Genomic DNA, 24721 nt, shown 5'->3' with positions numbered 1-24721 from the left:
GCCCATGAAAGACCTGGTTTCGCACTGCCCCATCGAAGAAGTCATGCAGATACTGAGCGGCAGATGGCCGACGCTGCTGATCTACTACCTCAAGGAAGGCACCAAGCGCTTCAGCGATCTACGCCGCGACAATCCGACCATCTCGCATCGGATGCTGACGCTGGAGCTGTGCAAGCTGGAGCTGGCCGGCATCGTCCAGCGCACCGATTACGACGGTTATCCGCGGCGCGTGGAATACGAGCTCACGCCTTCGGGAAGGATGCTTGTGCCGCTGCTGGATGCGCTGGGCGACTGGTGGGATGAGCATGACAAGGCGTCCGAAGACGCCGACTGAGCAGTCTTGCCGGCTTTCAAGCCGGGCTTATCCGCCGCCCTGCTTGCCGGTGCCGATCAAATCCAGCAAGCCGTCCGACAGGGTCCCGCGCCAGACCAGGTAGTCATGCCCGCCCGCCACCTCGCGGTGGGTCACCAGATAGCCCTTAGCGCGCAGCACGTCCCGCAGATGCCGGTTGGTCTCCAGGATGCCCGGCTGACCGCCGCGTCCGGACTCGAACAGGCCGGCGCCGAGGAAGAAGCGCACCGGCAGCTTGCGCACCGCGACGAACTGCCGCGTCAGCCACTGGTCCTCCTCGCCCGCAGGCGACCACCAATAGGAACCTGACTGGCTAAGCACGTTGCCGAACACTTCGGGGTGGCGCAACGCCGCATAGGCCGACGCCAACCCGCCGTAGCTGGAACCGCCGATGACCGTGCGCGCGGCAGGCGCGCTGATGCCTTGTTTGCGTGCCCATGGCATCAACTCTTTCGCCAGGAAGTCCGCAAAGTCCGGATTGGGCGGCAACTCCTGGCTGCGCGACTCCGCCGTGGGGTTGTCGATGAGCAGCGCCGCCGTGGGGGGAATGACGCCAGCGGCTATCATGTTGTCCAGAATGGTGGGCGTGGGCACGCGGCCCAGATAGGCCCCGGCATCGAACAGCACCAGCACGTGATTGTCCGCCGCGCCAGACTGCCAACCGGCAGGACGATACAGGTGGATCTTGCGCGTGTTGCGCATGAGATCGCTGCGCAGCTCCAGGGTCTCGACGGTTCCCTGCCGCACGTCCGCGCGGGATTCGACCCATGGCTGCGGCGGCGCGTCCGCCAGCTCCAGCATGGAATAGGTCTGGTACGCGTCGACGCCGCGCACGGGGTATGCCTTGCGATTGTGCGGATCGGCCTGCGCCGTGGCCAGAATCGCGCGGCGCCGCGCCATGCCGGAGCCCGGAAGCTCCGGCACATCGGGCGCCAGGCGATATGACAGGCGCGTGGACCGGGGAACGACGAAGCTGGCCTGCCATACATCGGAATTGCCCAGGCGCGCCAACTGAGCATGGTCCGACGATGGCCCGCCGAACAGGCGCACATTGCGTTCGGCGCCACGCCACAGAAACGTGACGCGGTCATGCTTGGCGTCCACGGCCTCGACCAGCGGCGTGCCTCGCTGCGCCACCTCATCCCAAAAAGCATCCGTCGTGCCGCCCCCAGCCAGCGTCGCCGCCAGCGCGGCCAGCCTCGGGCTGTCGAACGCCGGCGCGGGCGCACGTTGTTCCGCAAGGGGTAGGCGTTCCGTCACTGCCCAGCGGAACACTCCCTGGCCCTGCGCGCGCACGGTGTAGATATCGTCCTTGGGCGCCACCAGCATCAAAGCCCCGGCCGGCTTCTCGCCGTCGCTCAACCGGCGTACGTGCCGCCCGGCGCTGTCCAGCAGCTCCAGGATCACGCCGGATTCAGCGGCCCAGGTGCCCGCAAGAAACTCTCCCTTCTGTAGCGAAATTCGTTCGTCCACATGGGCCCCGGGTGTGACGGCGCCCTGCCTGGACTGCGCCGCGGCCATGCCCGGCGCCACGCCTATCATCGAAACCGCCAGCACGGCCGACGACATCCAATCCCGCCATTCCAATCTGTTCTTTTTACGCATATTCATCCGTTCGTTTGTTCACGGCCCGTTCGCAGCGGTCCGCTATCCTTCGCGCGCGGCGAGCTTTCTGGGCGCCCATGCGCTGTCAGCGTCGCCCCGTCCGATCCTGCGCGCGCTGGCCTTCGCGATCCAGGCAAATCCCAGCCCTGCCGCCAGGGCCGTCGCATCCACTGCCAGCGCCGCGGCCGACGTGTGCGCCCAAAGCCCGGAGGCGGGAAACAGCCCGCCCACGAGCGAGGCCGCCGGTATCGCCAGCGTCAAGACTGCCGCCACCCATAGCAGATGCACCCCTGCAGCCGCGCCCCCGCGCAGGAATGCCCAGGCCAGGCTGGCGAAGAACGCCATGTAGTACAGCCCCCGCAGCCAGGCATTCAGATCGCCTACGTGCCCGCTCAACCATTTGGACGCGACCATCATCAACGAAATGCCACACACGCTTCCCAGGCAGACGCCCACGGTCGCCGACGCCATCAGCCGCGTATCCAAGCGCTGCACCGGAATCTCGCCGGTCTGCCGGTTGGCGCGCTTGCGGCGGGTTTCTATCCATAGCAGGTTGCCGCTGTAGAAGAGCCATGCGCCCGCCAGCCCCAGCAGGAAATAGAGCCACTGCACCGCCGCGCCGCCGAAGGAAGCCATGTGCAGCGCGAAGAAGCTGCTGACCCAGAGGTTGGGCGCATCCTGACCGCCCGGCAGATAGTCGCGGTTGAGCACCTTGCCGGTGTAGGGATCGAGCGCCACGAAGCCGCCCCGCGCCCGCGGCGACACCGCGCTGTCGTCCTTGCCCCAGACGCGCACGATGGCGCGGGAGCTGGTGACCTGCTGATACTGCAGCGCGCTTGGCTCGAAGCCTGGCGCCAGGCCGCGCGCCTGGGCTGCCAGTTGCACGGGCGTCAGCATGTCTGCGGGATTTCTGGTCTCTCCAGCCGCCGCGCTGCCGCCGGCGCGCTGGAAAACGGATTCCAGCTGGCCTTCGTACATCAGCTTGTCCTGCAGGTCGTAGATTCCGTCGTGAAACGCGAACACCACGGAGCTCAACGCCATGACGATGTGAAATGGCAGCGACACGATGCCCACCACGTTGTGCGCATCCAGCCACATCCGCTTCAGGTTCTTGCCAACCCGCAAGGCGAAGAAGTCCTTGACCAACGACGGCAACAGCACGATCACGCCCGACACCAGGGCGATTGCATAGAGCGATGCGACGATGCCCATGAACCAGCGGTTGGGATCGCTGTCCGCGGGCAGGCCCACCACGCGGTGCAGCACGTCGATGAACGGCATCAGCCCGCTGGGGTCGGACTGCTCCAGCCGCAACTCGCCTCCCCCATCCAGGTAGGCAACATAGTGGCGGATCGACGATTCGTCGTGGTCGTCGGCCTGCCCGTCACGGACTTCCCAGCCCATGCGGGCCGGCACGTTTTCGGCATCCTGCAAATGGATGCTGAACCCCTTGGCCACATCCGGCCGCGCTTGCAGGGTCCTGGCGATGAGCGCGGGCGCCTCTTCCAGCGGCACAGGCGAGACCGCCGCAGGCGGCGTCGCCCAACGGGTGACCGGTTCCTTGAATACGGTCAGCGCGCCAGCGTAGAAAGCGATGAACAGCGCCATGCCGCTCAGGATGCCCGTCCAGGTGTGGACGGATTTGTAGATGCGTATGTAGTCGGCTCTCATGGTCGCGGACTCCCCTCAGATCGCCTTGGCGAAAAACAGCCCGCCATATAGCAGCGCGCATGCGCCGCCCAGCCAGATCCAGGCGCGCAGGCCGCTGGCGAAGAAATAGACGGCGCTCGCGATGCCCAGCCAGACCGGCGGCACCAGCCACATGGCCAACTGCGAGCGTGTCGCCAGAGGAACATCGGCAGTCAGCGCGGCAAGCGCCGCGCTGGCGCCCATGGCAAGCGCGAAGCCCAGCAGCACGCCCGCCAGGCTCTTGGAGATCCAATCGCGCCGTATCGGCGCGGGCTTAGCGGGTTTCATGCGTATCGCTTCCGCGCAGGCCCGCCAGCACACCCAGATATGGCATCAGGCTGAAGAACAGCATCAGGGCCGTGCAGAACACGAACACGGCGGCAACGGCGGAGAATGCGCCCAGGCAGCCCCAGCCTCCCAGCGCCAGCAGCAGCCCCCCTGCGACGCGGGCGTACGGGGCCGGCCAGGACGCGGCGCCCCATCGCTGGTTGGGCGAAGCGCGATAGATACAGAAGCAGCCCAGGAACAGGCTTGCCAGGCTGAAGAGAATCAGAACTCCCATGGTCAGAAACTGATGCTGGCGGAGGCGGTAACGGTGCGCGCCGGACCCAGCGTCACGATGGGCGTCGTGTCGCTGAAACTGCCGGCGTAATAGTGCTTGTCGAACACGTTGTTGATATTCAGCCGGTACACGACGTCCCGGCCGTTGATCTGCGTGGCGTAGCGGGCGCCCAGGTCCAGTTGGCCCCAGCCCGGAATCTGCAGTTTGTTGGCCGCATCGGCGTACTGGCTCGAAGTCGCCTGAACGCGCCCGCTCAACGTCAGGCCGGGTACCCAGGGCGTATCCCATTCCAGCCCGGTATTGGCCTGCCAACGCGGCGCGCCCACCGCGGTATTGCCGTCATAGCGGCCATACGAGGTCTTGACCTGCGTGCCTTGCGTGTAAGTGACGCCGCCCAGCACGCGCACGCCCGGGGCCAGCTCACCGAACGTGTTCCATTCCACGCCGCGTACCCGCTTCTCGCCGCCGTCCGCATACGTAGGCTTGGCCGTGGAACCCTCCGTGACCAGCATGGGTTTGTCGATCTGGAAGAACGCCAGGGTATTGGTGAAGGTGCCGGCGTTCCACTTGACGCCCAGCTCCTGCTGCTTGGTCTTGTAGGGCGCGAACACCTGGCCATAGTTGCTGGCGGTGGTGTCCGTGACGCTATCGCCCTTGCTCAGGCCCTGCACGTAATTGGCATACAGCGAAACGTCCGGTCCCCAGGGCTTGACGACGATGGCAACGGCGGGCGTCACGGCGTCCTCGTCATAGCGCGCCGTCGTCTTGCCGGTCTTGTCGAAGTTGGTGGTCTTCACGCGCTGGTTGCGCAGGCCGCCGGTCAGGAGCAGCCTGTCGTCGAAGAAGGACATGGTGTCCACCAGCGCCAGGCTGGACAGCGTGTTCTCCGCCGTCTTGGGCGCGCTGCCGGGCACGGCCGGCATCACCGGCGTGATCGGGTCGTAGATATTGGATCTGAAGGTCGATGCCGGGCCGGTGGCCGATCCGTCCTCCAGCTTCAGCAGGGAAGCCTGGAGCACCAGTTCGTGCCGCACGCTGCCCGTGCTGAAACGCGTACGCAGCCCGCCTTCGACCGAGGTGGCGTCCGTGTAGGCGCGCTGGCCGATGATGGAACCGGTGAAATTGCCGTTGGCGTCAATCTGCCGCGCGTGGGTGCCATTGATCAGGCCCGATTGATGGCTGTCGCGCCTGCCCACGCCGGCGAAGGCCGATACGCTGTCATTGAAGCGGTATTCAGCCCGCGCCATGACGGCATTGCTCTGGATGCTGCCATAGCCGGTGCTGAACTGGTTGATGCGGGGATCGGGCGCGTCGGGCACGACGGAGCCGCCGAACCAGAACATGGCCGGCGTGCCGCCCGAGAACGACTCCTGGCTGTGGTAAGCGTCTATCGACGCGCTCAAGGCACTGCCGCGATAGTCCAGCCCGGCGGACAGGAACTCGCGTTTTCTGGATTGGCCGTCCAGCGTAGTGGCGCCGTCGCTGAAGGAACCGTTGACGCGCGCCCCCCATTCATTGGCGGAGCCGAAGCGGCGGCCAGCGTCGACGGTCGTACCCAGCTGGCCGTCGGCCTGCCAATTCACGCCGAAGGTGGCATTGGGCTTGTCTTCCGCCCGCTTGGGCACCAGGTTGATCGTGCCGCCCACCGCACCGCTGGGCGCCATGCCGCTGAACAAGGCGTTCGGACCTTTCAGCACCTCCACCCGCTCGACGAACTCCAGCGGCGTGCGGCCCATGGGCGCCAGGCCATACATGCCATTGATCGCCACATCGTTCTGGTTGACGTCGAAGCCCCGGATCCGGAAGTTCTCGTAGGCATGTCCGCTCGATGTCGTGAACCGCACGGAAGGATCGTTGGCCATGACGTCCGCCAGGGTACGCGCCTGCTGGTTCTGGATCAGCTCGGAGGTATAGCTGGTGACGTTGAACGGCGTGTCCATCACGTCCTGATTGCCCATCAGGCCCAGGCGCGCACCCTGCGCGACCTGCCCGCCGGCATAGGGCGCGGGCAGGTCTTCCTCCGAGACCGAACCCGCGGTCACGGTGACGGGCTGCAGCGTCGTGGTTTGCGTCGCTGTCTGGGCGCTAGCGCTAGCGGGAAGAATCAAAGATAGCGCAACTGCCGGGCTGAAGCACTGGACGCACAGCGAGATTGTCAACCGAGTTTTCTTGGACACAATTCATCGTTCCGATATCTAAATGCGAATGCTTATCAGATGAATTATATATTTAGGAAAGCACAGTTGATCAAGAAATCGGGAATCCGCCGCCGCAATTCGCTCAAATTGGCAAGGCAATTCAATAAGAATCAAAGGTTTATGTTTTTTTGATTGACATCCCCAGACAAGCTTCCGTGGCCTCGATGCCGTTGTTGCCTCCCCGCCGCCTTGGAGGCTGGTCCCGTGCGTATCACGGCCCGCCTGCCAGCAGCCGTTCCAGCACGGATTCGCACATCCCGAGCTGGCTGCGCAGGATGTATTCATCCGCCGTGTGGGCCTGGGCGATGTCGCCTGGCCCGCAGACCAAGGCCGGGATGCCCGCTTGCTGGTAGAGCCCGCCTTCCGTCGTGTAGGCCACGTGCCCGCCGGCCAGAGCCCCCGCCCGGAACAGGGCTTCCACCAGTATGTCGGTATCTGCCTTGGGCACCAATGCGGGCACCGAGGTCCGCTGCATCAACAGCACCTGCGATTCGGAGACCCTTTGCCGCATCGTCTGCTCAAGTTCCCGGGCGCGCTGATGGATGGGCGCCAAGACGGCGTCGGGATCGACGCCAGGCAGGAAGCGCAGATCAAAGTCGAACTCCGCCTCCTCCGGGATCACATTCGATGCATGCCCGGAATGCACGCGGCAGACCGCCATCGTCGAGAAAGGCACGTAGAAGCCTTCGTCGCGCGTGGCGGACTGCAATGCCTGGGCCTGCGCCGCGACTTCCGCCGCAAGGACGCACGCCGTCTCCGCGGCATTCACGCCCATGCCGCTCAGCGACGAGTGCTCAGCCCTGCCCCGGATATTGCAGCGCCAGGCATGACGGCCCTTGTGCGCACGCACCACCTCCATGCGGGTCGGCTCGCCGACGATGCACGCGGACGGCCGGATGCCGTGCTGGCGCAGGTCAGCCAGCAGCCCTCGCACGCCGACACAGCCGATCTCTTCGTCGTAGGTCAACGCAATATGCACGGGCTGGGTCAGCCTGCCGCTGCCCAGGCGGCCCACTGTCGCCAGCACGCATGCCAGAAAGCCCTTCATGTCGCACGCGCCGCGGCCATAGAGCCGCTCGCCTTCGTCGGTCAGGCGGAATGGATCCCGGGTCCAGTCCTGCCCCGCCACCGGCACGACATCCGTATGGCCGGACAGCAGGATTCCACCCACGCTGCCTCCGAGGCTGGCGTACAGGTTGGCGCGCTTGCGGTCCTCGCTGTAGGTGTAGCGCACCGCGAAGCCGATCTTGCGCAGGAACGATTCCGCCTGCGCCAGCAGTTCAAGGTTGGAGTGGCTGCCGGATACGGTGGGGCAGGCGATCAGCGATTCCAGCCAGGCTAGCGTTTCGCTGGAGCAATCAGGAAATTGATCAGTCAATTGGCCTCCAGGGAAATGTTGCCGGCGCTGGCGACACGGCGCCATTTGTCCAGTTCGGATTGGATATCGGCCGCATATGCCTCCGGTTGGCCACCTTGAGGCACCGCGCCCAATTGCCTGATCCGGCCTGCCACCTCCGGCTGCTTCAGCGCCGCCGCGGCCGCCGCGCTGACACGTTGCACGAATTCCGCGGGCGTTCCCGCGGGCGCAACCAGCCCGAACCAGGCAGGATCATTGAGCGCCTGTACACCGACCTGCGCAAAGGTGGGAACGTCCGGCAACTGCTCTACCCTGCCAGGCCAGGCCACCCCCAGCGCACGCAGGCGCTTGCCCTGGATATGCGGCAATGACGCAGGCAGGTTGTCGCACAGCACGTCCACGTGGCCCGCGATGGCGTCCTGCAACGCCGGGCCGGCCCCGCGGTATGGAATATGCCGCATGGGTGCGCCCGTGGCCTGGGCGAACAGTTCGCCCATCATGTGCCCCAGCGATCCCACGCCTGGCGACCCGTAGGTGATATCGCCACCGCGCTGCTTGGCCAGTTTGATGAACTCGGCCATGTCCCGCGCCGGCAAGCCCGGATTGATGGAGATCACGTTGGGCACCCGGGCCAGGTTGGAGATGGGCGCGAAATCCTTCAGCGGGTCGTACGGCGGCTTTGCCAGCACCGCAGGCTGTATCGCATGCGTGCTGACGGTCGCCACCCCCAGCGTGAGCCCGTCGGCGGGCGCGCGCGCCACATAGGTCGCGCCGATCACGCCGCCGGCGCCGGCCCGGTTCTCCACGATCACCGTCATGCCCAGCCGTTCCGACATGGCCGGCGCAACAATGCGTGGAATCAGATCGCCGGAGCCTCCTGGCGCGAACGGGACCACGATCCTGATGATGCGGTCCTGGGACCGCGCCACCACGGGCGCCGCGGCCATCGATACAGCACATACCTTGAGAAAACAGCGTCGCTTCATTGGGCATTCCCCTTGGTTTTTTGAAGCTGGAAGCACTTTCCTGCCTGGTTGCCGCAATCCGTCCCGCGCGTGCCTCAGATCCGGTTGTCGTACGCCTTGCGCGGGATGCGGCAGGAAATGATCGAATACGTTTTTGCCGCCAGGGCCGCGCGTATCGCCTGCGCCAGGCCCGCGCGGTCCTGCACGTCGAAGCCCAGGCCACCCATGCTCCTGGCCACGGCCGCAAAGTCCGTCCCGGGGAAATCCACCCCCAGGTTCGGCTGTCCGGTGCCGCGCTGCTTGATCTCGATGAGCGACAGGGATTCGTCGGCGAACACGAAGACGATGACCGGGGTCTGGGCATCGCGGGCCGTCGCCAATTCGCCCAGGGTCATTTCCAGGCAGGCATCGCCCGTGAATACCGCCACGGGGCGTCCGGGCTCGGCCAGCTTGGCGCCTATGCCCAGGGGCAAGGAGCAACCCATGGTGCAAAGGCCCGACGACTGCATCAGGGTGCGGGGCTCGTAGCACTGCCAGGTCTGGGACAACAGGATCCGGTGCGCGCCGCTGTCGACCGACGCCACGGTATCGGCCGGCATTTCCGCGCGCGCGACATCCACGATGGCGCCGGGGCCCCATTCTTCGTCGATGCGGTAGATGCCCGCCAGCGCATGCTTGATGGCCCGGACCTCGTCGTCCTTCCATTCCGACGCCGTGCGCAAGCCGTCGGCCAACACCTCCGTTCCGTATTTGATGTCACCCACGAAGCTGATCGCCGACTGGTGCATGTAGTGCGTGTTGCGGTTCGAGGACAGCTCGATCACGTGCGCGCCGTCTTCCCAGATGTTGCGCCAGCCCACCCGCATTTCGATCGGGTCATAGCCCAGCAGCAGCACCACGTCGGCTTCCTTGATCAGCGGCAGCACGATATGGTCGGCCTTCGGCGAAAGGCCCATGCCGCCCACGGCCATCACGTCGCGCTCGTCGACGATGCCCTTGGCCTTGTAGGTGGTGATCAGCGGGATCCGGTGCTTCTGCACCAACGCGCGGATCTGTTCCTCCGCGCGATGGTGCAGGGCCTCCACGCCCGCGATGATGACGGGCCGCTTGGCCTTGCTCAGCCACGACCGTGCCAGCTCGAGCTGCCCGGTATGCGCGGGGACGGCCGGGGCGGGCTGCACGCGCCGCGCGCCCCTGGCCACCGCGGCCTCGGCGATGGCAACGCTGATCGGCACGTCGACATGGACTGGCCCGGGAGGATCGTCCATCGCCATGGCCAGCGCCTTGTCCATGACGGCCTCGGCATTGCCCGCCGTCATGCGCAGCGAGGCCTTGGTGATCGGCCGCATCAGCGCGGCATGATCGAACACCTGATGGGTATAGGTGGCGGCTTCGTCCTCGTCGACGCAGCCGGTCAGGAAGATCATGGGCACGCGGTCCTGCAGCGCATTGGCCACCACGTTCACCGCATTGGCCACGCCGGGCCCCAGGGTGGCGACCAGCACGCCCGGCGCGCCCGTGCGGTGGAACACGCCCTCCGCCATGAAGCCGCCGGAGTTCTCATGCTTGACCAGCGTGAACCTGACCCCTGCATCGTCCAGTCCGCGCATGACGGACAGGACCTCTCCGCCAGGAATGCCGAATGCGTGGCGGCACCCCGCCTCGTACAGGCGTTTACCGATGATCTGCGAAACCGTGGACATGCAACATTCCCCTTTAGGAAAGCTCTGATACGAGTGCTTGAAAAATGGCGGCGGCAAGCGCCGCGGCTATTGAAGATTGCCCAGCGCGGCGGCCATGCGGGCGGCGGCGATGTGCAGGTTTTCGTCGGAGGTCGCGTACGAAAGGCGCATGAATCCCGGCATGCCGAATCCCGAACCCGGCACGACCGCCACGCCCGCGCCCAGCAGGTACGACGCCAGCGCAACGTCGTCCTCCAGGCGCAGGCCTGCAGGCGTCTTGCGGCCGATGAAACTGCGCATGTCGGGAAACAGGTAGAACGCGCCTTCCGGCCGGGGCGTCGCCAGCCCGTCGATTTGCGCAAACTGCGCCAGCAGGTAATCGCGGCGTTGCTGGAAGATGGCGCAGCGGCGGCGCACCTCGTCCTGCGGCCCCGCGAGCGCGGCGGCTGCGGCCGCCTGCGACACCGAGGACGTGTGGGAGTTGATCTGCATCTGCACTTTCGTCATCGCATCGATCAAGAACCTGGGACCGCAGGCATAACCCACGCGCCAGCCCGTCATCGAGTAAGCCTTGGACACGCCGTTGACGGTCAGTATCCGGTGCGCCAGATCCGGCGCGACCTGTGCGAACGTGACGAAAGTCCTGCCGTCAAAGAGTATGTGTTCATAGATGTCGTCGACCATGATCAGGAAGTCCTGATTGCGGCTCGCCCGGATGACGGCGGCGAACTGCTCCAGCTGCGATTGCGCATAGGCGGTGCCGCTGGGGTTGCTGGGCGAGTTCAGGACCAGCCATTTGGTCTTCGTCGTGATGGCAGCCTCGAGCGCCTGCGGATGCAGCGCATAGGCCTCGTCCGGCGTCGTCGCCAAGGGGCGCAGCACGCCGCCATTCATCGACACGATATCGCTGTAGGACGCCCAATACGGCGCCGGGATCATCACCTCGTCGCCAGGCGACAAGGTGGCCAGGAAAGCCTGATAGATCACCTGCTTGCCGCCACACGCCACATTGATCTGCGCCGGCGTGCATTCGATGCCGTTGTCGCTGCGGAACTTCTCGACGATCGCCTCGCGCAACAATGGGGTGCCGTTGATCGGCGTGTAGCGCGTCTGGCCGCCGGCGATGGCGCGCGCCGCGGCCTCGCAGATATGGGCAGGCGTCGGGAAATCGGGTTCGCCCAGCGTCATGTCGATGACGCTGCGGCCCTGCTGAATGGCCTGGCGCGTCTGCTCCGCCATGACTTGGATGGGAGAGGAACGCAGAGTGGCAATGAGTGGCGAGAGCATGGACTTTTTCCGGTGACGACGGAAATAAGTCTAGAATTCAAAGGATTCAACAACAATTGAATTTGAATTCAATATGACATCTCCGCTTGGACCCAACGCGCCAACCTTGCGTCAACTGGAGCTGTTCCTGTCGCTTGCGGCGTCGGATGGCATCGCCAGCGGCGGCTCCAAGATAGGCATGACGCCGTCCACCACCAGCCACGTGCTGCGCGCGCTTGAAACCACGCTGGGCACTGACTTGATCGATCGCAATGCGCCGCAGCTGGAACTCACCCATGCCGGGCAGCAGATACTGCCCCACGTGCGCGACCTGTTTGCCGCGATGCATCTCATCCAGGCAACGGCGGGCGCAAGCGCCGGCCTCGACAGCGGGATGCTGCGGTTGGGGTCGTTCGGCCTGAGTTCCTCGCTGCAGCTTCTGCCGCCGCTGCTGCAGCGCTTCCGGCAGCTCTATCCCGGCATCGATGTACGCGTCTTCGAGAAAGCCGATGCCGAGATCGAACAGGACTTGATCGAGCGCCGGCTGGAGATCGGCGTCGTCACCCTGCCCAAAAGCAATTTCGATACCCTGCAATTGGCCGAGGATGAATTGGTTGCTGTCCTGCCGGAAGGGCATGCGCTGGCCGCGGCGGCATCCATCGACATCCGCGATCTGGGCCGCTACCCCTTGATCCTGACCCATGCCGGCTCACAGAGCCTGGTCGCCAAGATGTTCGCGCGAGCCGACACCGCGCCCAAAATCTCGCATGAACTGACCCAGATGCTGTCGATTCTGGCGTTCGTGCAGAAGGGCGAAGGCATATCGGTGGTGGCATCGATGGCATTGCCAGACGCCTATCCCGGCGTGGTCTATCGGCCTTTGCTGCCCAAGACGGCACGGCGCGTCGGACTGGCATGCCTGAACGAGAACCGGCTGTCTCCCGCGGCAGCGGCGTTCTGGAAGCAGGCCAAGACCAGCCAGAAGAAAAAATGAGAACCAGCGGCGCGTACGGCAGCGAACGCAACGCTATCGCCACGCCGCCGACAACGGCGCCGCCGGTAAACTGCGCCGTTATCCGCGCATGTCCGTCACCTCGACGCCGGCCGACAAGCCGAACGCGTACACAACCTGGAGCACTACACACGATGATCCGTCATCTGGTCCTTGCAGCATCGTTGGCCATGGCGGGCAGCGCCGCGGCTGCCCCCTCCTTCAACTGCGCCAAGGCCGCGACTCCGGTCGAAAAAGCCATTTGCGCCCACCCAGCCCTGGCCGACCAGGACGCGGCCATCGCGCAGCAGTACAAGGCGGTGCGCGGCAAGCTCGACGCCGAGGCGGTCAAATCGCTGACCGCCGACCAACGTTATTTCCTGGGCGTGCGGGACAATATCTATGCAGAGCCCTTTTCGGGCAGCACGCCGGTCAAGGAGATCGGCGCCAGCATGCGCTACCGCCTGGAATTCCTGAAGGCCATCAACCCGCAGCCGCCTGCCGGCTTTGTCGGCAAGTGGAAGAACCTCGAAGGCGAAATCGAAATCACCCGGGCCGCCGACGGCCAGTTGTTCGTGGCCGCCAACTCGGCGCAGCCCTACAACGGCCGCTGGGTCTGCGATCTGAGCGGCAAGGCGGTCGCCGTCGGCGACAGCCTGATCGTCACCTACCAGGACGGGCCGCCCTGGACCCTGGACCTGACGCGCCGCGGCGCGGTGCTGGCGGTGCGCGAAACGCGGCCCGCCGGGGTGGAAAACGACGGCTTTGGTCCGCCGTTCTGCGGCATGAATGGCAGCCTGGAGGGGGCCTGGTTCGCGCTGCGCTGAGCCGCTCCGCACGTTAGAGAGCGACGCGGCCCCATCACTCCACGCTCAGCAACCGAAGCCCTCAAGCGTGGTTGATCAATGCGGCCGCGTCGAAGAGATTTGCCAAATAAGTGAGGGCTTCGGAAATGTCGGTCTCTATCAATTGCCGCGCCTTGCCGCCGTCGCGTTCACGCAAAGCGTCGCATAGCTCATAGCGCCATCCTGCGCGCACTTGTTGCACCATGCGGATGAAATCCGGATGCAGCAGCCGGATGTAGGGCCCGGTCTGCAGCCATAGCATTTCGATGTGCCGCACGAGTACAGGCATTTCGCTTGCCCGGTAAAGAGCGACCTGAAACTCGGCCACCTTTTGTGTGTCCTTTGCGATATCACCTGCACGACGGGCTGCCTCAACCTCGCCCGCCAACCGCTCCAGTACCTTGATATCCGCCGCCGTCGCGTTCGCGGCGGCGCGTTCGGCAGCCAGGCCTTCCAACGAAAGGCGGATGTCCCGTAACTCCAGCACCCGTGCTTTCGACAATATGGGCACACGCACTGAGCGGCTGTGCTCCTGCGTCAGCACGCCTTCCGCAATGAGACGGTGCAGCGCCTCTCGAACCGGGGTCAGGCTGACCTCGAATTCCGACGCGAGTTGCCGCAGCAGCAGTTTTTCTCCAGGCGCGAAACGCCCGCAGATCAGAGACCCACGAATGCCTTGATAGACGCTATCGCGCATAGCGGTTTCTGGGGTTGCTTCGGACATGGCACGCTGCATGGCGGAGTTGAATGTGACATAAAACAGGGCCAATTCTCCCAGAATTTCGCGCGGCGCACCCCGGCGTCATTGCTTGGCCAGGTGGCAAGGGAATTCCCTAGCGCTATTTTGTGATCACATTTTATTTAATTGGTGATACATTAACAGAACAACACCGACACTCCGGGGATTCGACATGGCCAACACCACGTCCCAGAATTGCAGCATCGATGCCAGCCCATGCGCGCGCATAGCCCTCGCCGCCTTCCTTGCCTTCTCCAGCCTGGGGACAGCCGCCGCGGCGGCAGACTTTCCCAAGAACGAAATTCACCTCGTCGTAAATTACGGCCCTGGCGGTAGCACCGATGTGGCTGCGCGCGTTCTGGCCAAGGGCATGGAAGCGAGACTGGGCCGACCCGTGGTGGTCGAAAACAAGCCTGGTGCGCTCGGCACGCTCGGCCCAAGCTACGTCGCACGCCAGGCGCCAGATGGCTACACCGTCGGCGTGGTCACTTATTCCACACAGGCGATCCTGCCGCACCTGATGAAGCTCCCCTATGCAGATCAGGATTTCGCCTTTGTGGCTGGCGTCGGACGGTACCGTTACGGCATCGTGGTGCGGGCCGATTCCCCCTATCTCACCCTGCAAGACCTGCTGAACAACGCAAAGAAGGGAGATGGCGTTTTTCTCGGTTCAGCCAGCGCTGCAGTCAACCTCGCGGTGCTCGAGCTCAGTCGCCAGACCGGAGGCAAGTTCGAACAAGTCATGTACAAGTCCGGCACCGAGACGGTTAACGCCCTCCTGGGCAAGCAAATAGACGTCACCGTCGCGAACCCCTCCGACGTTCTAGCGCACATGCAAGCCGGCAAACTGCGAATGATTGCGTCAGTGGGTCCGATGCGCTGGCCCGAGTACCCAGACGTACCTACGCTTCGGGAGAGCGGCTGGCCGGTACAGATCGACGCCTCGATCGGGCTTGCAGCGCCGCTTGGCACTCCGCCCGAGGTGCTTGCCATTTTGCAGGATGCAGTCATCGCAGCAGTCCGTGATGCCGCGACGCTCGAGTCATTCGACAAGTTGGGCATGGACGCAATGCCGCTGAACGGCGCCGAATATGCCGCACAGTTAAAAAAGGGTCTCCAGGAAATGGGGCAGATGATCCGCGACACGCAAATGCCGCGAGTCAACTGAGCGTCTGAACTGGCATGAAAACCGAATCCTTGAAAATTGTTGTTGGCGGCTTTTTCCACGAGACACATGCGTTCAGTCCTCGCCGAACCACGGCAACTGCATTTGCATGGCTCGAAGGCCCCGAGCTCATATCCGAGATGCAAGGCGCGGGCACGACCTTGGGAGGCATTGTTTCGGAACTGACACAGCGGGGACACACGGCCATACCGGCCCTCTTCGCCGAAGCGGCGCCTGGCGGCCCCGTCGATGAAGACGTGTACGAGAACCTCGTAACGCGGTTCAAGACAAGCATAGCAAGCGCTCTGGACCATTTTGGACGAATCGACGGCATCGCGCTGGAGCTGCATGGCGCCATGGCCACCGCATCGATTAGCGATGTCGAAGGCCACTTCCTCAAACTCTTGCGCGCCTGGGTGGGCGAGGACGTGCCAATTGCCGTCGGTCTGGATCTCCATTGCCACATAACGGCCGACATGCTGACGGCGGCAGACATTGTCAGCGCCTGCAAGGAAAACCCGCATCGCGACGTCATGGACTGCGGGCGCCGCTGCGTCCAACTGCTGGAGGCTGCAATCCAGAAGAAGATCAGGCCGGTTTCGGTGCTCACCAAGGCTCGCATGATTCTGCCAGGGAATGCCGACACCAATTCGGGCCCGCTCCAGGCGCTGCACGAGCAAGCCCGCCAGATGCTGCACCAACACCCAGCGGTACTGGATATTTCCCTACTCAACGTTTTTCCCTACGCCAACGGCCAGGCCATGGGCCAAGGCGCGCTGGTCATCGCCGATGGCGATGCCGTGCTCGCCGCCAAGCTGTCCGCAAAGCTGGCGGGCGATTTCTGGCTTCGGCGTGATGAATTTCCAGATACGCTGCCGACCACGGAAGCAGCTCTCGACAAGGTCCAGGAAAGTCCCAATGAACGCCCGTTTCTTTTGGCGGATATGGGAGATCGCGTGCTTGCTGGAGCGCCTGGCGACAGCATTGAAATTCTGCGCCATGCCCAGCATCGCCAGCGGCCGCTGCGCGGCGCCGTCACAGTGAGCGATGCAATAGCGGTCCAGGATGCGCATGCGCGTGGCGTCGGCGCTCGCTTCATCGCCAGACTCGGGGGCCTTGATACGCCTGGCCTGTCGTCACTGGAAACCGAGGTCGAGGTCATCGCCTTGGGACCGGGCAGCTACGTTGTGAGCGGGCCATACAAGCACGGGACCTTGATTCAACTTGGCCTGACAGCGACCTTGCGCCTGCCCGACGGTTCCGTCGTCATCGCCACCAGCCAGCCTGGACTGATTCACGATCCGCAGGGGTTCCGCAGCCATGGCGTCGAACCGGGCGAATTCGATTTTGTCGGCATCAAGTCGGGCTACCACTTCAAGCTGAATTTTGCGGGCATCGGGACAGCGCTCGCTGTCGCCACCCCAGGCCTCAGCATTTACGCTCCCCGCCATTTCGCCTGGAGTGACAGTCGGATTTGGCCCGAGCACGACGTGACGGCGGCACCCCTCCTAGGGCCGTGGTACTCGATCGATCGTTTCGCCTAAGCCGGCGCGGCATATCGCGGCGCATGGCGCGCCCGTATCGGGCCGGCTGCTGTCGCTGCGGCCCGCCGCATCGACGCAAGCGCTCGCCACGGTAGTCCGTCTTGCCGCCCCGCGCTGTCGGAACGCGGCATCTTTCATGCCTCGCCGATAGGCCTTCTCGCAAAAGACCCGATCACATTGGACGTCGACCTTCCGGCGGGCCTACGCGCGCCCATGGAACTGGGCGTGCTCACAGAAATTTAGCGGATCAACCTGGATCGTCCTGGCCTCATACGGGAATTCCCGATCCATTTTTGTGATCACAAATTTAATCATTCGTGATATCTTAATTTCTCATTCACTTTCACATAAAGCACCTGCCATGACCACGCCTCATTCCCCTCTATCCCCGCGAATCGAATTTCCAGCCACCGGCACGCCCTGGCCCGCGCTGGAGAAGCGCCTGGATGACGCCAAAAATGGGGACTACCGCTGGGACGAAGGCAGGATGGCGCTCTATGTCTACTGGCTGGATGACGCGCTCGGCGCCGTATCGAAGAACGCCTCGGCCAAGTACTTCATGGAAAACGGCCTTGGCCGCAAGGCGTTCCCCAGTGTCCAGCGCCTTGAATCGGAAGTCATCGACATGGCGCTTTCCCTGTTCAATGCTCCGGCTGGCGCCGCAGGCAGCTTCACCTCGGGCGGTACCGAGAGCATTTTCCAGGCGGTGAAATCGGCGCGTAGCCTGAAAAGGGCGACTGGGGCCGCCGCCGGCCATGAACGGCTCAAGATCGTGGTCCCGCGTTCAGCGCACCCGGCGTTCAACAAGGCCGCGTATTACCTGGATATGGACGTACAGCGCATTGCCATCGGCGACGATTTCCGGGTCGACGTCCAGGCGCTGAATGCTGCCGTTGACGAGCGCACGGCACTGATCGTGGGTTCCGCTCCTGCATATCCGCATGGCGTCTACGATCCGATCGCCGCACTTTCAGAGGTCGCGTTGAAGCACCAAGTTCCACTGCATGTGGACGCGTGCGTGGGCGGCTTTCTCGGCCCGTTCATGAAGCTCAATGGCGAACCCATTCCTGACTTTGATTTCTCGCTGCCTGGCGTCACGAGCATTTCGGCCGACATCCATAAGTACGGATTCGCCGCGAAAGGCGCCTCGCTGATTCTGTACCGCAACGAAATCTTCAAGCAACACCAACGCTTCGAATTCGACGATTGGCCGCGTGGCCACTACGAGACGGACACCTTTCTGGGTACACGCCCGGCCAGCCCCGTCGCCTCGGCCTGGGCGGTCTTGAACTACTTGGGCACCGAGGGATATCGGGGTATCGCCAAGATCGTGGCCGATACGCGCAATCGCATGATCCAAGGGATAGAGGACATCGAGGGCCTGGAAGTGCTCCGTCCTCATAGCGAGCTCTCTTTCGTGCTTTATCGATCGCGAGATCCCTCGGTCGACATCAACGCTGTCGCCCAGGAACTGGACAAAAAGGGATGGTTTGTCGGCGTCGGCGTGGATCCCGTGGCGATCCACTTCATGGTGAATCCGGTGCACCAATCCATCATGGAAAGGTACCTCGACGACCTGCGCGCAGCCGTCAAGAACGTACGCGACAACAAGCTGACGGCGCAAACCAACGCCCATACCTACTGAGCACCCAAGCACGGTAGCGCCCACAAGAATAGGGGAGTCGATATGACAGCAATCACCATTGCCAAACTGTCCAAGCACTACGATGGCACGGCAGCCTTGCGCGATCTGAACCTGCACGTGGAACAAGGAGAGTTCCTGACCATCCTCGGCCCAAGCGGCTCCGGCAAGAGCACTACCCTGGCCTTGATCGCCGGGCTTACGCTGCCCAGCGAAGGAGCGATCCTCCTCGGCCCGCGCGACGTCACCCGACTCCCCCCAGCACAGCGCAACATCGGCCTTGTCTTCCAAAGCTATGCACTCTTTCCCCATTTGTCGGTGCGCGAGAACATCGCGTTTCCTTTGCGAATCCGGCGCAACGATGCCGGCGCAATAGACAAAAAAGTGAAGGAAGTGCTCGCATTGCTGCGCCTGGATGGTCTGCACAACCGTCGCCCTGCGCAGCTATCCGGCGGCCAACAACAGCGCGTGGCGCTCGCACGAGCCTTGGTCTTCCAGCCCGACATCCTGTTGCTGGACGAACCCATGGGAGCGTTGGACAAACAACTGCGCGAAGAGGTTCAGGTCGAATTGCGGCGCCTGCAGCGTTCTCTGGGTACGACGACCATCCTTGTTACCCACGACCAGGAAGAGGCATTGTCCATGTCTGACCGGGTGATGCTCCTGGCCGATGGCATGATGCAGCAGGTCGGGTCGCCGCAGGAAATCTACTCGCGGCCAAGCAATTCGTTTGTGGCCGGTTTTCTGGGTACCGCCAATTTCCTGCGCGGCCGTCTGGCGACGGCAGACTCCAAGCTCATTCTTGACCTTGGAGAAGGCGAGAGGCTGGTAGTCCATCCCTCGGGCGTATCACAGCCACCAACGGACGGCGATCTCGTGCAGGCGATCGTCCGGCCCGAACGGGCCACACTATCCGCCCCATCTGCCGGGCACGCAGGCCTCAGAGGGCGCGTCCTGGACATTGTCTATCTGGGGCAGTCCATACGCTATCACGTCCAAACCAGCCAGGCGCGTCCGTTCATAGTCGCCGCCAGCGACGAAAAAGTCCGGTTCGCTATTGGAGACCATGTGGTTCTCTCATGGCCTGAAGACGCCGTCTGGCTGCTTCCGGAGAAACACCCCGCCGAATTGGCGCATCCCCCCGCCACTGTCACCCACCTGCACTAACGGAGTCCTTCATGGAACGTCGTACTTTCATCAAGTCGTCGCTGGCTACCATGGGCGCATGCGCCACCCCCACCCTGGTGCGTGCCGCAGCATCAGCGTCGGCAACGGTCAAGTCCATACGCATCATCGCGGCCGGGGGCCAGTCCGGCGAGGCTCTCCAAAGAGGTTACATCGATGCCTACACCGCGCGCACCGGCATCACAGTGCAACGGGAAGACACGACCGGAACGCCCCTGGGCAAACTGCGGGCGATGGTCGAATCCGGGCGCATCGACGCCGTGCTGCACGAAATCGGTGGCCCCGCCCTGGCCCAAGCCATGGCGCTCAACCTGCTTGCGCCCTTGGACTGGGCACAGATCGATCCCGCCGCGATGTTCCCCGAAGCCCGGCACACACATGGCATGGGATATCAGTATTTCTCGGTCGCGCTATCCGGACGGGCCGATGCCGCTCCGTTGGCTAACTGGAAGGATTTCTGGGATACAACGAAGTTTCCGGGCTGGCGCTCATTGCCCGATATCCCGTACTACTCCCTGCCCATCGCACTGCTTGCCGATGGCGTGGCGCCCGAGAACCTCTATCCCATCGACTTCGATCGAGCCTTCGCCAGCCTGGAGAGGATCAAATCGCACGTACCGGTATGGTGGTCCAGTGGCGCCCAGCCCGCGCAATTGCTGTTGGATAACGAAGTCCGCTACGCCGCCTCCTATTCGGGCCGCGTTGCGGGGAACCCAAAGCTGCGGCTGGAATTCAATCAGGGGCTGCTCAATATCGGTTACTTCGTCATGCCGCGAGGCGCTGCACCAGCCCAAGCCAGCGCCGCCTTTGGCCTGCTCCATCAGATGACGCTGCCAGCTTCCCAGGCGGAGGCGGCGAAGATCATCCCCTATACCGGCAATAGTCCCTACCTGGACAAGCTGCTCCCGCAGGACAAGCTGGCGCAGTTCCCGACAAGCCGCGCCAATCGGGAGGTACAGGTCCTGCCCAATGAAGCATTCTGGGCCGCCCATGCCTCCGTGGTCGAAAAGCGGTGGCAACTCTTCAAGCTGGGACTTTGAAAATGCACCCGACGAAGAAAAGCGCGGCACGGCAGCGCAACAGCCGGGCGGAGCTAAAGCTGGTCGCACCGCTACTCATGCTGATGGTATTGGCTTTCAACCTGCCGCTACTCGACACACTGATCCGCAGTTTTGGCTGGCCGCATCCGACGCTGGCGCACTATGGCGAGCTACTCGGCTCGCCGCTGTATATGAAGGTCATTGCCAATACCTTCATCATCTCCGCGCTCGCCACGCTGGCCTGCATGGCGCTAGGCTATCCGTTGGCATATTGGATCAACGGCCTGAGTCCCAGAGCGCAACTCTTCGCCCTTGCGCTCGTGGTCATCCCATTCTGGGTTAGCGTGCTCATCCGTACCTACGCGTGGATCATCCTGTTGGGCAATGCCGGCATCGTCAACGGCCTGTTGCAGTCCGGGGGACTGGTCGACGGTCCGATCGCCTTCTTGTACAACCGCGGCGGCGTCACCCTCGGCGTGGTCAATGCCCTGCTGCCCTTTCTGGTATTGCCCCTATACGCGGCAATGCGCAAAGTCGATCCGAGACTCCTGCATGCCGCGCGCTCCCTGGGAGCGACGGAACGGACGGCATTTTGGCGAATCTTCTTGCCGCTGACTCTACCCGCGCTCGCAGCGGGAGGGCTGTTGGTGTTCCTGATGGCTCTCGGCTTCTATGTAACGCCCATGATTCTCGGCGGCGGACGCGTGCCGATGTTGGTCAACATGCTTGATTTGCTGATCAACCGCATGCCCGACTGGAACCTGGCATCCGCCATTTCCATCGCCCTGCTGCTTGCCTGCCTGGCTTTGTACGCCACAAGCAGAAGGCTTGGGCGGCTCAATCCACGTTCGTCATAAGGTCTCCCATGTCGTCAAGGCTTCTAGTGGAACAATCCCAGGCTATGCCGGACATCAAGAAAGTCCGCAAGCCAGGCCACGCCGTACTGGCCGTATATGCATCTCTTGTCCTGTTCTTCATTTGCATTCCCGTCGTCATCGTGGTGCCGATGTCCTTCTCGAGTTCCAGCACCCTGGAGTTCCCTCCGCCTGGCTACTCGTTGCGATGGTACGAAGCATTCTTCAGCGATCCGCGATGGATCGAAGCACTCCGGAACTCCGTATTCATTGCGCTGCTTTCTAGCCTTATCGCTCTTTGCCTCGGCAGCGTCGCCGCATACGGACTGGTTCGCGGCAGGTTCCGTGGCCGGTCTCTGCTCGAGTTGAATTTCGCCGCGCCCATGGTGGTTCCGCACGTCATCACAGGCGTTGCGCTCTATATCTTCTTTGCCAACATAGGTCTGCTCGGAACCATAGGCGGGCTCATACTCGCGCACGCAGTCCTGGCCGCGCCTTATGTTGTACTAGTGATATCAACCGGCCTGGCCACGCTCGATGTCCGTGTCGAGCAGGTCGCGCACACGCTTGGCGCATCGCGCACAACTGTACTTTGGCGGGTGGTCGCGCCAAACATGGCTCCCCATCTGTTCGCGGCATGGCTATTCGCTTTCATGATCAGCTTTGACGAAATCACTGTCACGGTTTTTCTGGCCGGGACGCACGACACGATACCCAAGCGCATGTTCACTCAGCTTCTCGAACGCATAGATCCCACCATTACCGCGGTGGCGACGATGCTGGTCGCGGTTTCCATTCTGATGGTCGCGGCAATTGCCGCACTGATGCGACGCCCGCAACCTCGCGCTTGATCGCTTCGACGACGCGCCGTGCGTCTTCGCCCACCCCCATGATCAGCGCTGACGCACGGTTGCGTTGCCACGGACGGCCGACATAGCTCAGTCCCGGCACGGGAGAGGCGCCCTCGCTGTGGCGGAAGCGTCTGTGCTCGTCGACGGCGTCCGGAATCTCGATCCAGTCGGTGTGGTCTCGATAGCCGACCGCCCACACCACCGACGCCACCTTGCGGTGCGCGCCATCGGCGAAGAGCGCTGTGTCGCCATTGGCTCCAGTCAGCCTGGGCCTTAGTTCGACGCCGCGCCGCGCGAGGCTCGCCAAGCCGCGATCGCGGTCGGGGAAAGGATCCCTGCGGCGCAATGCCTGTCCGATGAAGGACGCAGTCGGCGCCCGCATCAGCCCCAGGGTGCGCAGCCACCACCAGATCGATTTCCCCAGTACGCGTTCGGGAACCAGCTTCCTGGGCTTGCCCGTCGCCAGCATCACCGGATGCGTGGTCGAGGCCAACACGGCCAGATCGCGGCCGCTGGCCCCGTCTCCTACCACCAGCACAGGCCCGTCGGGCAGCGACTCGCCGGCGCCGAAACTCTCCGGCGTCAACTGCACGACCTGCGCGCCGAAGCCGCGCGCAATCGACGGCTTCAGCGGTACCTGAAAACCCCCGGTCGCGACGATGACATGCGTGGCGGCAACAGTGCCGCCGTCCGACAGGTCAGCCAGAAAGCTCCCATCCAAGCCTGCGCGCAGGCGCTCGACCGACGTCGCCAGCTTCAAGGGCAACGCAAATTGGTGCGCATAGGCTTCGAGATAAGCCGCGAACTCATCACGGCCGGCATAACCGTCGGCGTCTCCCTCCAAGGCCATACCAGGCAATGCGCTGAACGCTCTCGTAGTGAACAACGAAAGCGATGCATACCGCTGTCGCCAGCTATCGCCAATCCTGGCGCTGGTCTCGACAATCAGGAACGGGATATTCTGTTGCTTGAGCCAGTAGCCTGCGGCCAATCCCGCCTGCCCGCCACCGATGACCAGAACGAAACGGGGCAACTCCAACGCGCTAGACACTGTTCTTCCTTTCAGTTGATCTGTCGGCCACGATAGGGCCTCTAGCAGCTTCAAGGTCAATCAGCATGCCACGCTTGGGCCTCGCGACCCGAGCCGAAGCGCAGAGGGTTCTTGCGGCCGATGGTCTCTCCGCTCAGCGCCTCCTTCTGTAACCATGTTTACACCGACGACACTGCCGTTCCGAGGGCCGAGGCCAGCAAATCGGCCAGGCCGCGCCCGGCGCTGCCATCTTCATCGAGATGCGGATTGTAGATAGTGATCTCAAGGCCGACGGCCTTGCCACTCGACAGCACAATCCGCAGCGCGACCGTCAGCTCTTCCCACGACAAGCCGCCGGGCACGCGAAAATCGACGGCTGGCATGATGGCGTCGTCAAGACAGTCTGCGTCGACGTGGATAAAGAAACCGTCCAGCTCTGCTCGCGTCAGATGATCGACTGCCTGCCGCGCAGCAGCCTCAATGCCCATCGAACGTACTGCGGGGAGATCAAGCGTCTTGAGCGCTTCAGGGAGCGGCTGGCTGCCGTACTCTTCCTGGTCCTCATGATCGCGATACCCGAACGCAACAACGTCTTCAGGGCGGACCAAAGGGCCGCGCCCTTCGATGTCCGCCAATAGCGGCGGACCGTAGCCGGTGGCGAAGGCCAGGTCCATCGAGGCGCCTTCCCCATTGGGCTCCGCCTCGGGCTGGAAAAAATCGGCATTGCCGTCGATGAAGAGCAGGCCGTAGCGGCCGCGCCTGCGAAACGCGAGCATCGAACCCAGCAGGATTGTGCAATCACCGCCTAACAGAACCGGAAATTCGCCCGCGTCCAGCACTGCTTCCACCGCGTCGGCGAGTTTGGGCGACCACGCTGCAATGGCCTTGGCGTTCAGGGTGCCGGTGTCAGGATCGGGCGCCGGATCCTTGGGAGGCACAGCCAGTCGCCCACCGTGGCGCGCATGGATACGCTCTGCAAGGCCGTGGGCCAGGAGCTGATCAGGCAGGCGCTCCACGCCGTCGGTCGCCAGCCCCAACGTGGAAGGAGCTTCGAGGATTGCATAGGAGAGAGTCGGCATCAGTGTCTCCGCAGGCGGCCATTCCGCAGAAAATATGATGTCAGACTACAAACTACGGCGCGAAAGCTCAATCCGACACC

22 protein-coding genes are annotated in these 24721 nt (G+C 63.6%); 10 read left to right on the top strand and 12 right to left on the bottom strand.

The window, feature by feature from the left end; all coding sequences use genetic code 11:
* Window positions 1-4: 4 nt before the first annotated feature.
* Complete coding sequence (locus BRO63_RS26890) at window positions 5-334, top strand: winged helix-turn-helix transcriptional regulator (RefSeq protein ID WP_088142704.1); 330 nt, start codon at window positions 5-7, stop codon at window positions 332-334.
* A 27-nt stretch (window positions 335-361) separates the two neighbouring features.
* On the opposite strand, the gene fes is transcribed toward BRO63_RS26890, so the two are convergent.
* The 9 genes from fes to BRO63_RS26845 all read right to left on the bottom strand — a co-directional run bounded on the left by fes (window position 362) and on the right by BRO63_RS26845 (window position 11697).
* On the bottom strand, window positions 362-1957 hold the full coding sequence (gene fes, locus BRO63_RS26885) for an enterochelin esterase (protein ID WP_256943413.1): 1596 nt from the start codon (window positions 1955-1957) through the stop codon (window positions 362-364).
* A gap of 42 nt (window positions 1958-1999) precedes the next feature.
* Window positions 2000-3628 carry a PepSY-associated TM helix domain-containing protein gene (locus BRO63_RS26880; protein WP_088142702.1) on the bottom strand — a complete coding sequence of 543 codons (1629 nt, stop codon included), beginning with the start codon at window positions 3626-3628 and terminating at the stop codon, window positions 2000-2002.
* A gap of 15 nt (window positions 3629-3643) precedes the next feature.
* Window positions 3644-3934 carry a hypothetical protein gene (locus BRO63_RS26875; protein ID WP_088142701.1) on the bottom strand — a complete coding sequence of 97 codons (291 nt, stop codon included), beginning with the start codon at window positions 3932-3934 and terminating at the stop codon, window positions 3644-3646.
* On the bottom strand, window positions 3921-4208 hold the full coding sequence (locus BRO63_RS26870; protein ID WP_088142700.1) for a hypothetical protein: 288 nt from the start codon (window positions 4206-4208) through the stop codon (window positions 3921-3923). Before BRO63_RS26870 ends, BRO63_RS26875 begins: the two co-directional genes overlap by 14 nt.
* Window positions 4209-4210: 2 nt before the next feature.
* Window positions 4211-6250 (bottom strand): TonB-dependent receptor, encoded by a 2040-nt coding sequence (locus tag BRO63_RS26865; RefSeq protein ID WP_256943412.1) that lies wholly within the window; start codon window positions 6248-6250, stop codon window positions 4211-4213.
* A gap of 367 nt (window positions 6251-6617) precedes the next feature.
* Window positions 6618-7784 carry an acetylornithine deacetylase gene (gene argE / locus BRO63_RS26860; protein ID WP_088142698.1) on the bottom strand — a complete coding sequence of 389 codons (1167 nt, stop codon included), beginning with the start codon at window positions 7782-7784 and terminating at the stop codon, window positions 6618-6620.
* On the bottom strand, window positions 7781-8749 hold the full coding sequence (locus tag BRO63_RS26855; RefSeq protein ID WP_179215226.1) for a Bug family tripartite tricarboxylate transporter substrate binding protein: 969 nt from the start codon (window positions 8747-8749) through the stop codon (window positions 7781-7783). The genes argE and BRO63_RS26855 overlap by 4 nt, the downstream gene beginning before the upstream one ends.
* Window positions 8750-8823: 74 nt before the next feature.
* On the bottom strand, window positions 8824-10431 hold the full coding sequence (locus tag BRO63_RS26850; protein ID WP_088142696.1) for a thiamine pyrophosphate-binding protein: 1608 nt from the start codon (window positions 10429-10431) through the stop codon (window positions 8824-8826).
* 66 nt (window positions 10432-10497) lie between these two features.
* Complete coding sequence (locus BRO63_RS26845) at window positions 10498-11697, bottom strand: pyridoxal phosphate-dependent aminotransferase (RefSeq protein ID WP_088142695.1); 1200 nt, start codon at window positions 11695-11697, stop codon at window positions 10498-10500.
* 73 nt (window positions 11698-11770) lie between these two features.
* Here BRO63_RS26845 and BRO63_RS26840 point away from each other — a divergent pair, with 73 nt between their 5' ends.
* A complete protein-coding gene (locus BRO63_RS26840) occupies window positions 11771-12670 on the top strand; it encodes a LysR family transcriptional regulator (protein WP_088142694.1) in 900 nt (299 codons plus the stop codon).
* 152 nt (window positions 12671-12822) lie between these two features.
* Window positions 12823-13494 (top strand): lysozyme inhibitor LprI family protein, encoded by a 672-nt coding sequence (locus BRO63_RS26835; RefSeq protein ID WP_088142693.1) that lies wholly within the window; start codon window positions 12823-12825, stop codon window positions 13492-13494.
* A gap of 61 nt (window positions 13495-13555) precedes the next feature.
* On the opposite strand, the gene BRO63_RS26830 is transcribed toward BRO63_RS26835, so the two are convergent.
* Window positions 13556-14236: a GntR family transcriptional regulator gene (locus tag BRO63_RS26830; RefSeq protein ID WP_173145667.1), complete on the bottom strand. Its 681-nt coding sequence runs from the start codon at window positions 14234-14236 to the stop codon at window positions 13556-13558.
* A 187-nt stretch (window positions 14237-14423) separates the two neighbouring features.
* Here BRO63_RS26830 and BRO63_RS26825 point away from each other — a divergent pair, with 187 nt between their 5' ends.
* The 7 genes from BRO63_RS26825 to BRO63_RS26795 all read left to right on the top strand — a co-directional run bounded on the left by BRO63_RS26825 (window position 14424) and on the right by BRO63_RS26795 (window position 22532).
* A complete protein-coding gene (locus BRO63_RS26825) occupies window positions 14424-15419 on the top strand; it encodes a Bug family tripartite tricarboxylate transporter substrate binding protein (RefSeq protein ID WP_088142691.1) in 996 nt (331 codons plus the stop codon).
* A 14-nt stretch (window positions 15420-15433) separates the two neighbouring features.
* Entirely contained in the window at window positions 15434-16960 is a 1527-nt protein-coding gene (locus tag BRO63_RS26820) for a M81 family metallopeptidase (protein WP_088142690.1), read from the top strand.
* A gap of 361 nt (window positions 16961-17321) precedes the next feature.
* Window positions 17322-18605, top strand: coding sequence for a pyridoxal phosphate-dependent decarboxylase family protein (locus BRO63_RS26815; protein WP_088142689.1), 1284 nt, complete (start codon window positions 17322-17324; stop codon window positions 18603-18605).
* Window positions 18606-18647: 42 nt separating this feature from the next.
* Complete coding sequence (locus tag BRO63_RS26810; RefSeq protein WP_088142688.1) at window positions 18648-19769, top strand: ABC transporter ATP-binding protein; 1122 nt, start codon at window positions 18648-18650, stop codon at window positions 19767-19769.
* A gap of 11 nt (window positions 19770-19780) precedes the next feature.
* Window positions 19781-20827, top strand: coding sequence for an extracellular solute-binding protein (locus BRO63_RS26805; protein WP_088142687.1), 1047 nt, complete (start codon window positions 19781-19783; stop codon window positions 20825-20827).
* A gap of 2 nt (window positions 20828-20829) precedes the next feature.
* A complete protein-coding gene (locus BRO63_RS26800; protein ID WP_088142686.1) occupies window positions 20830-21684 on the top strand; it encodes an ABC transporter permease in 855 nt (284 codons plus the stop codon).
* A 44-nt stretch (window positions 21685-21728) separates the two neighbouring features.
* Complete coding sequence (locus tag BRO63_RS26795; RefSeq protein WP_179215225.1) at window positions 21729-22532, top strand: ABC transporter permease; 804 nt, start codon at window positions 21729-21731, stop codon at window positions 22530-22532.
* Here BRO63_RS26795 and BRO63_RS26790 read toward each other — a convergent pair.
* Complete coding sequence (locus BRO63_RS26790) at window positions 22441-23583, bottom strand: flavin-containing monooxygenase (protein WP_218824116.1); 1143 nt, start codon at window positions 23581-23583, stop codon at window positions 22441-22443. The genes BRO63_RS26795 and BRO63_RS26790 overlap by 92 nt on opposite strands.
* 158 nt (window positions 23584-23741) lie before the next feature.
* Entirely contained in the window at window positions 23742-24641 is a 900-nt protein-coding gene (locus BRO63_RS26785) for an arginase family protein (RefSeq protein ID WP_088142684.1), read from the bottom strand.
* Window positions 24642-24721 lie beyond the last annotated feature (80 nt).

Source organism: Achromobacter xylosoxidans (assembly GCF_002192695.1).
In the GTDB taxonomy this organism is placed as follows: domain Bacteria; phylum Pseudomonadota; class Gammaproteobacteria; order Burkholderiales; family Burkholderiaceae_B; genus Achromobacter; species Achromobacter xylosoxidans_C.
The sequence above is the reverse complement of the archived record's forward strand: the minus strand, read 5'-3'. Positions and strand labels throughout refer to the sequence as shown.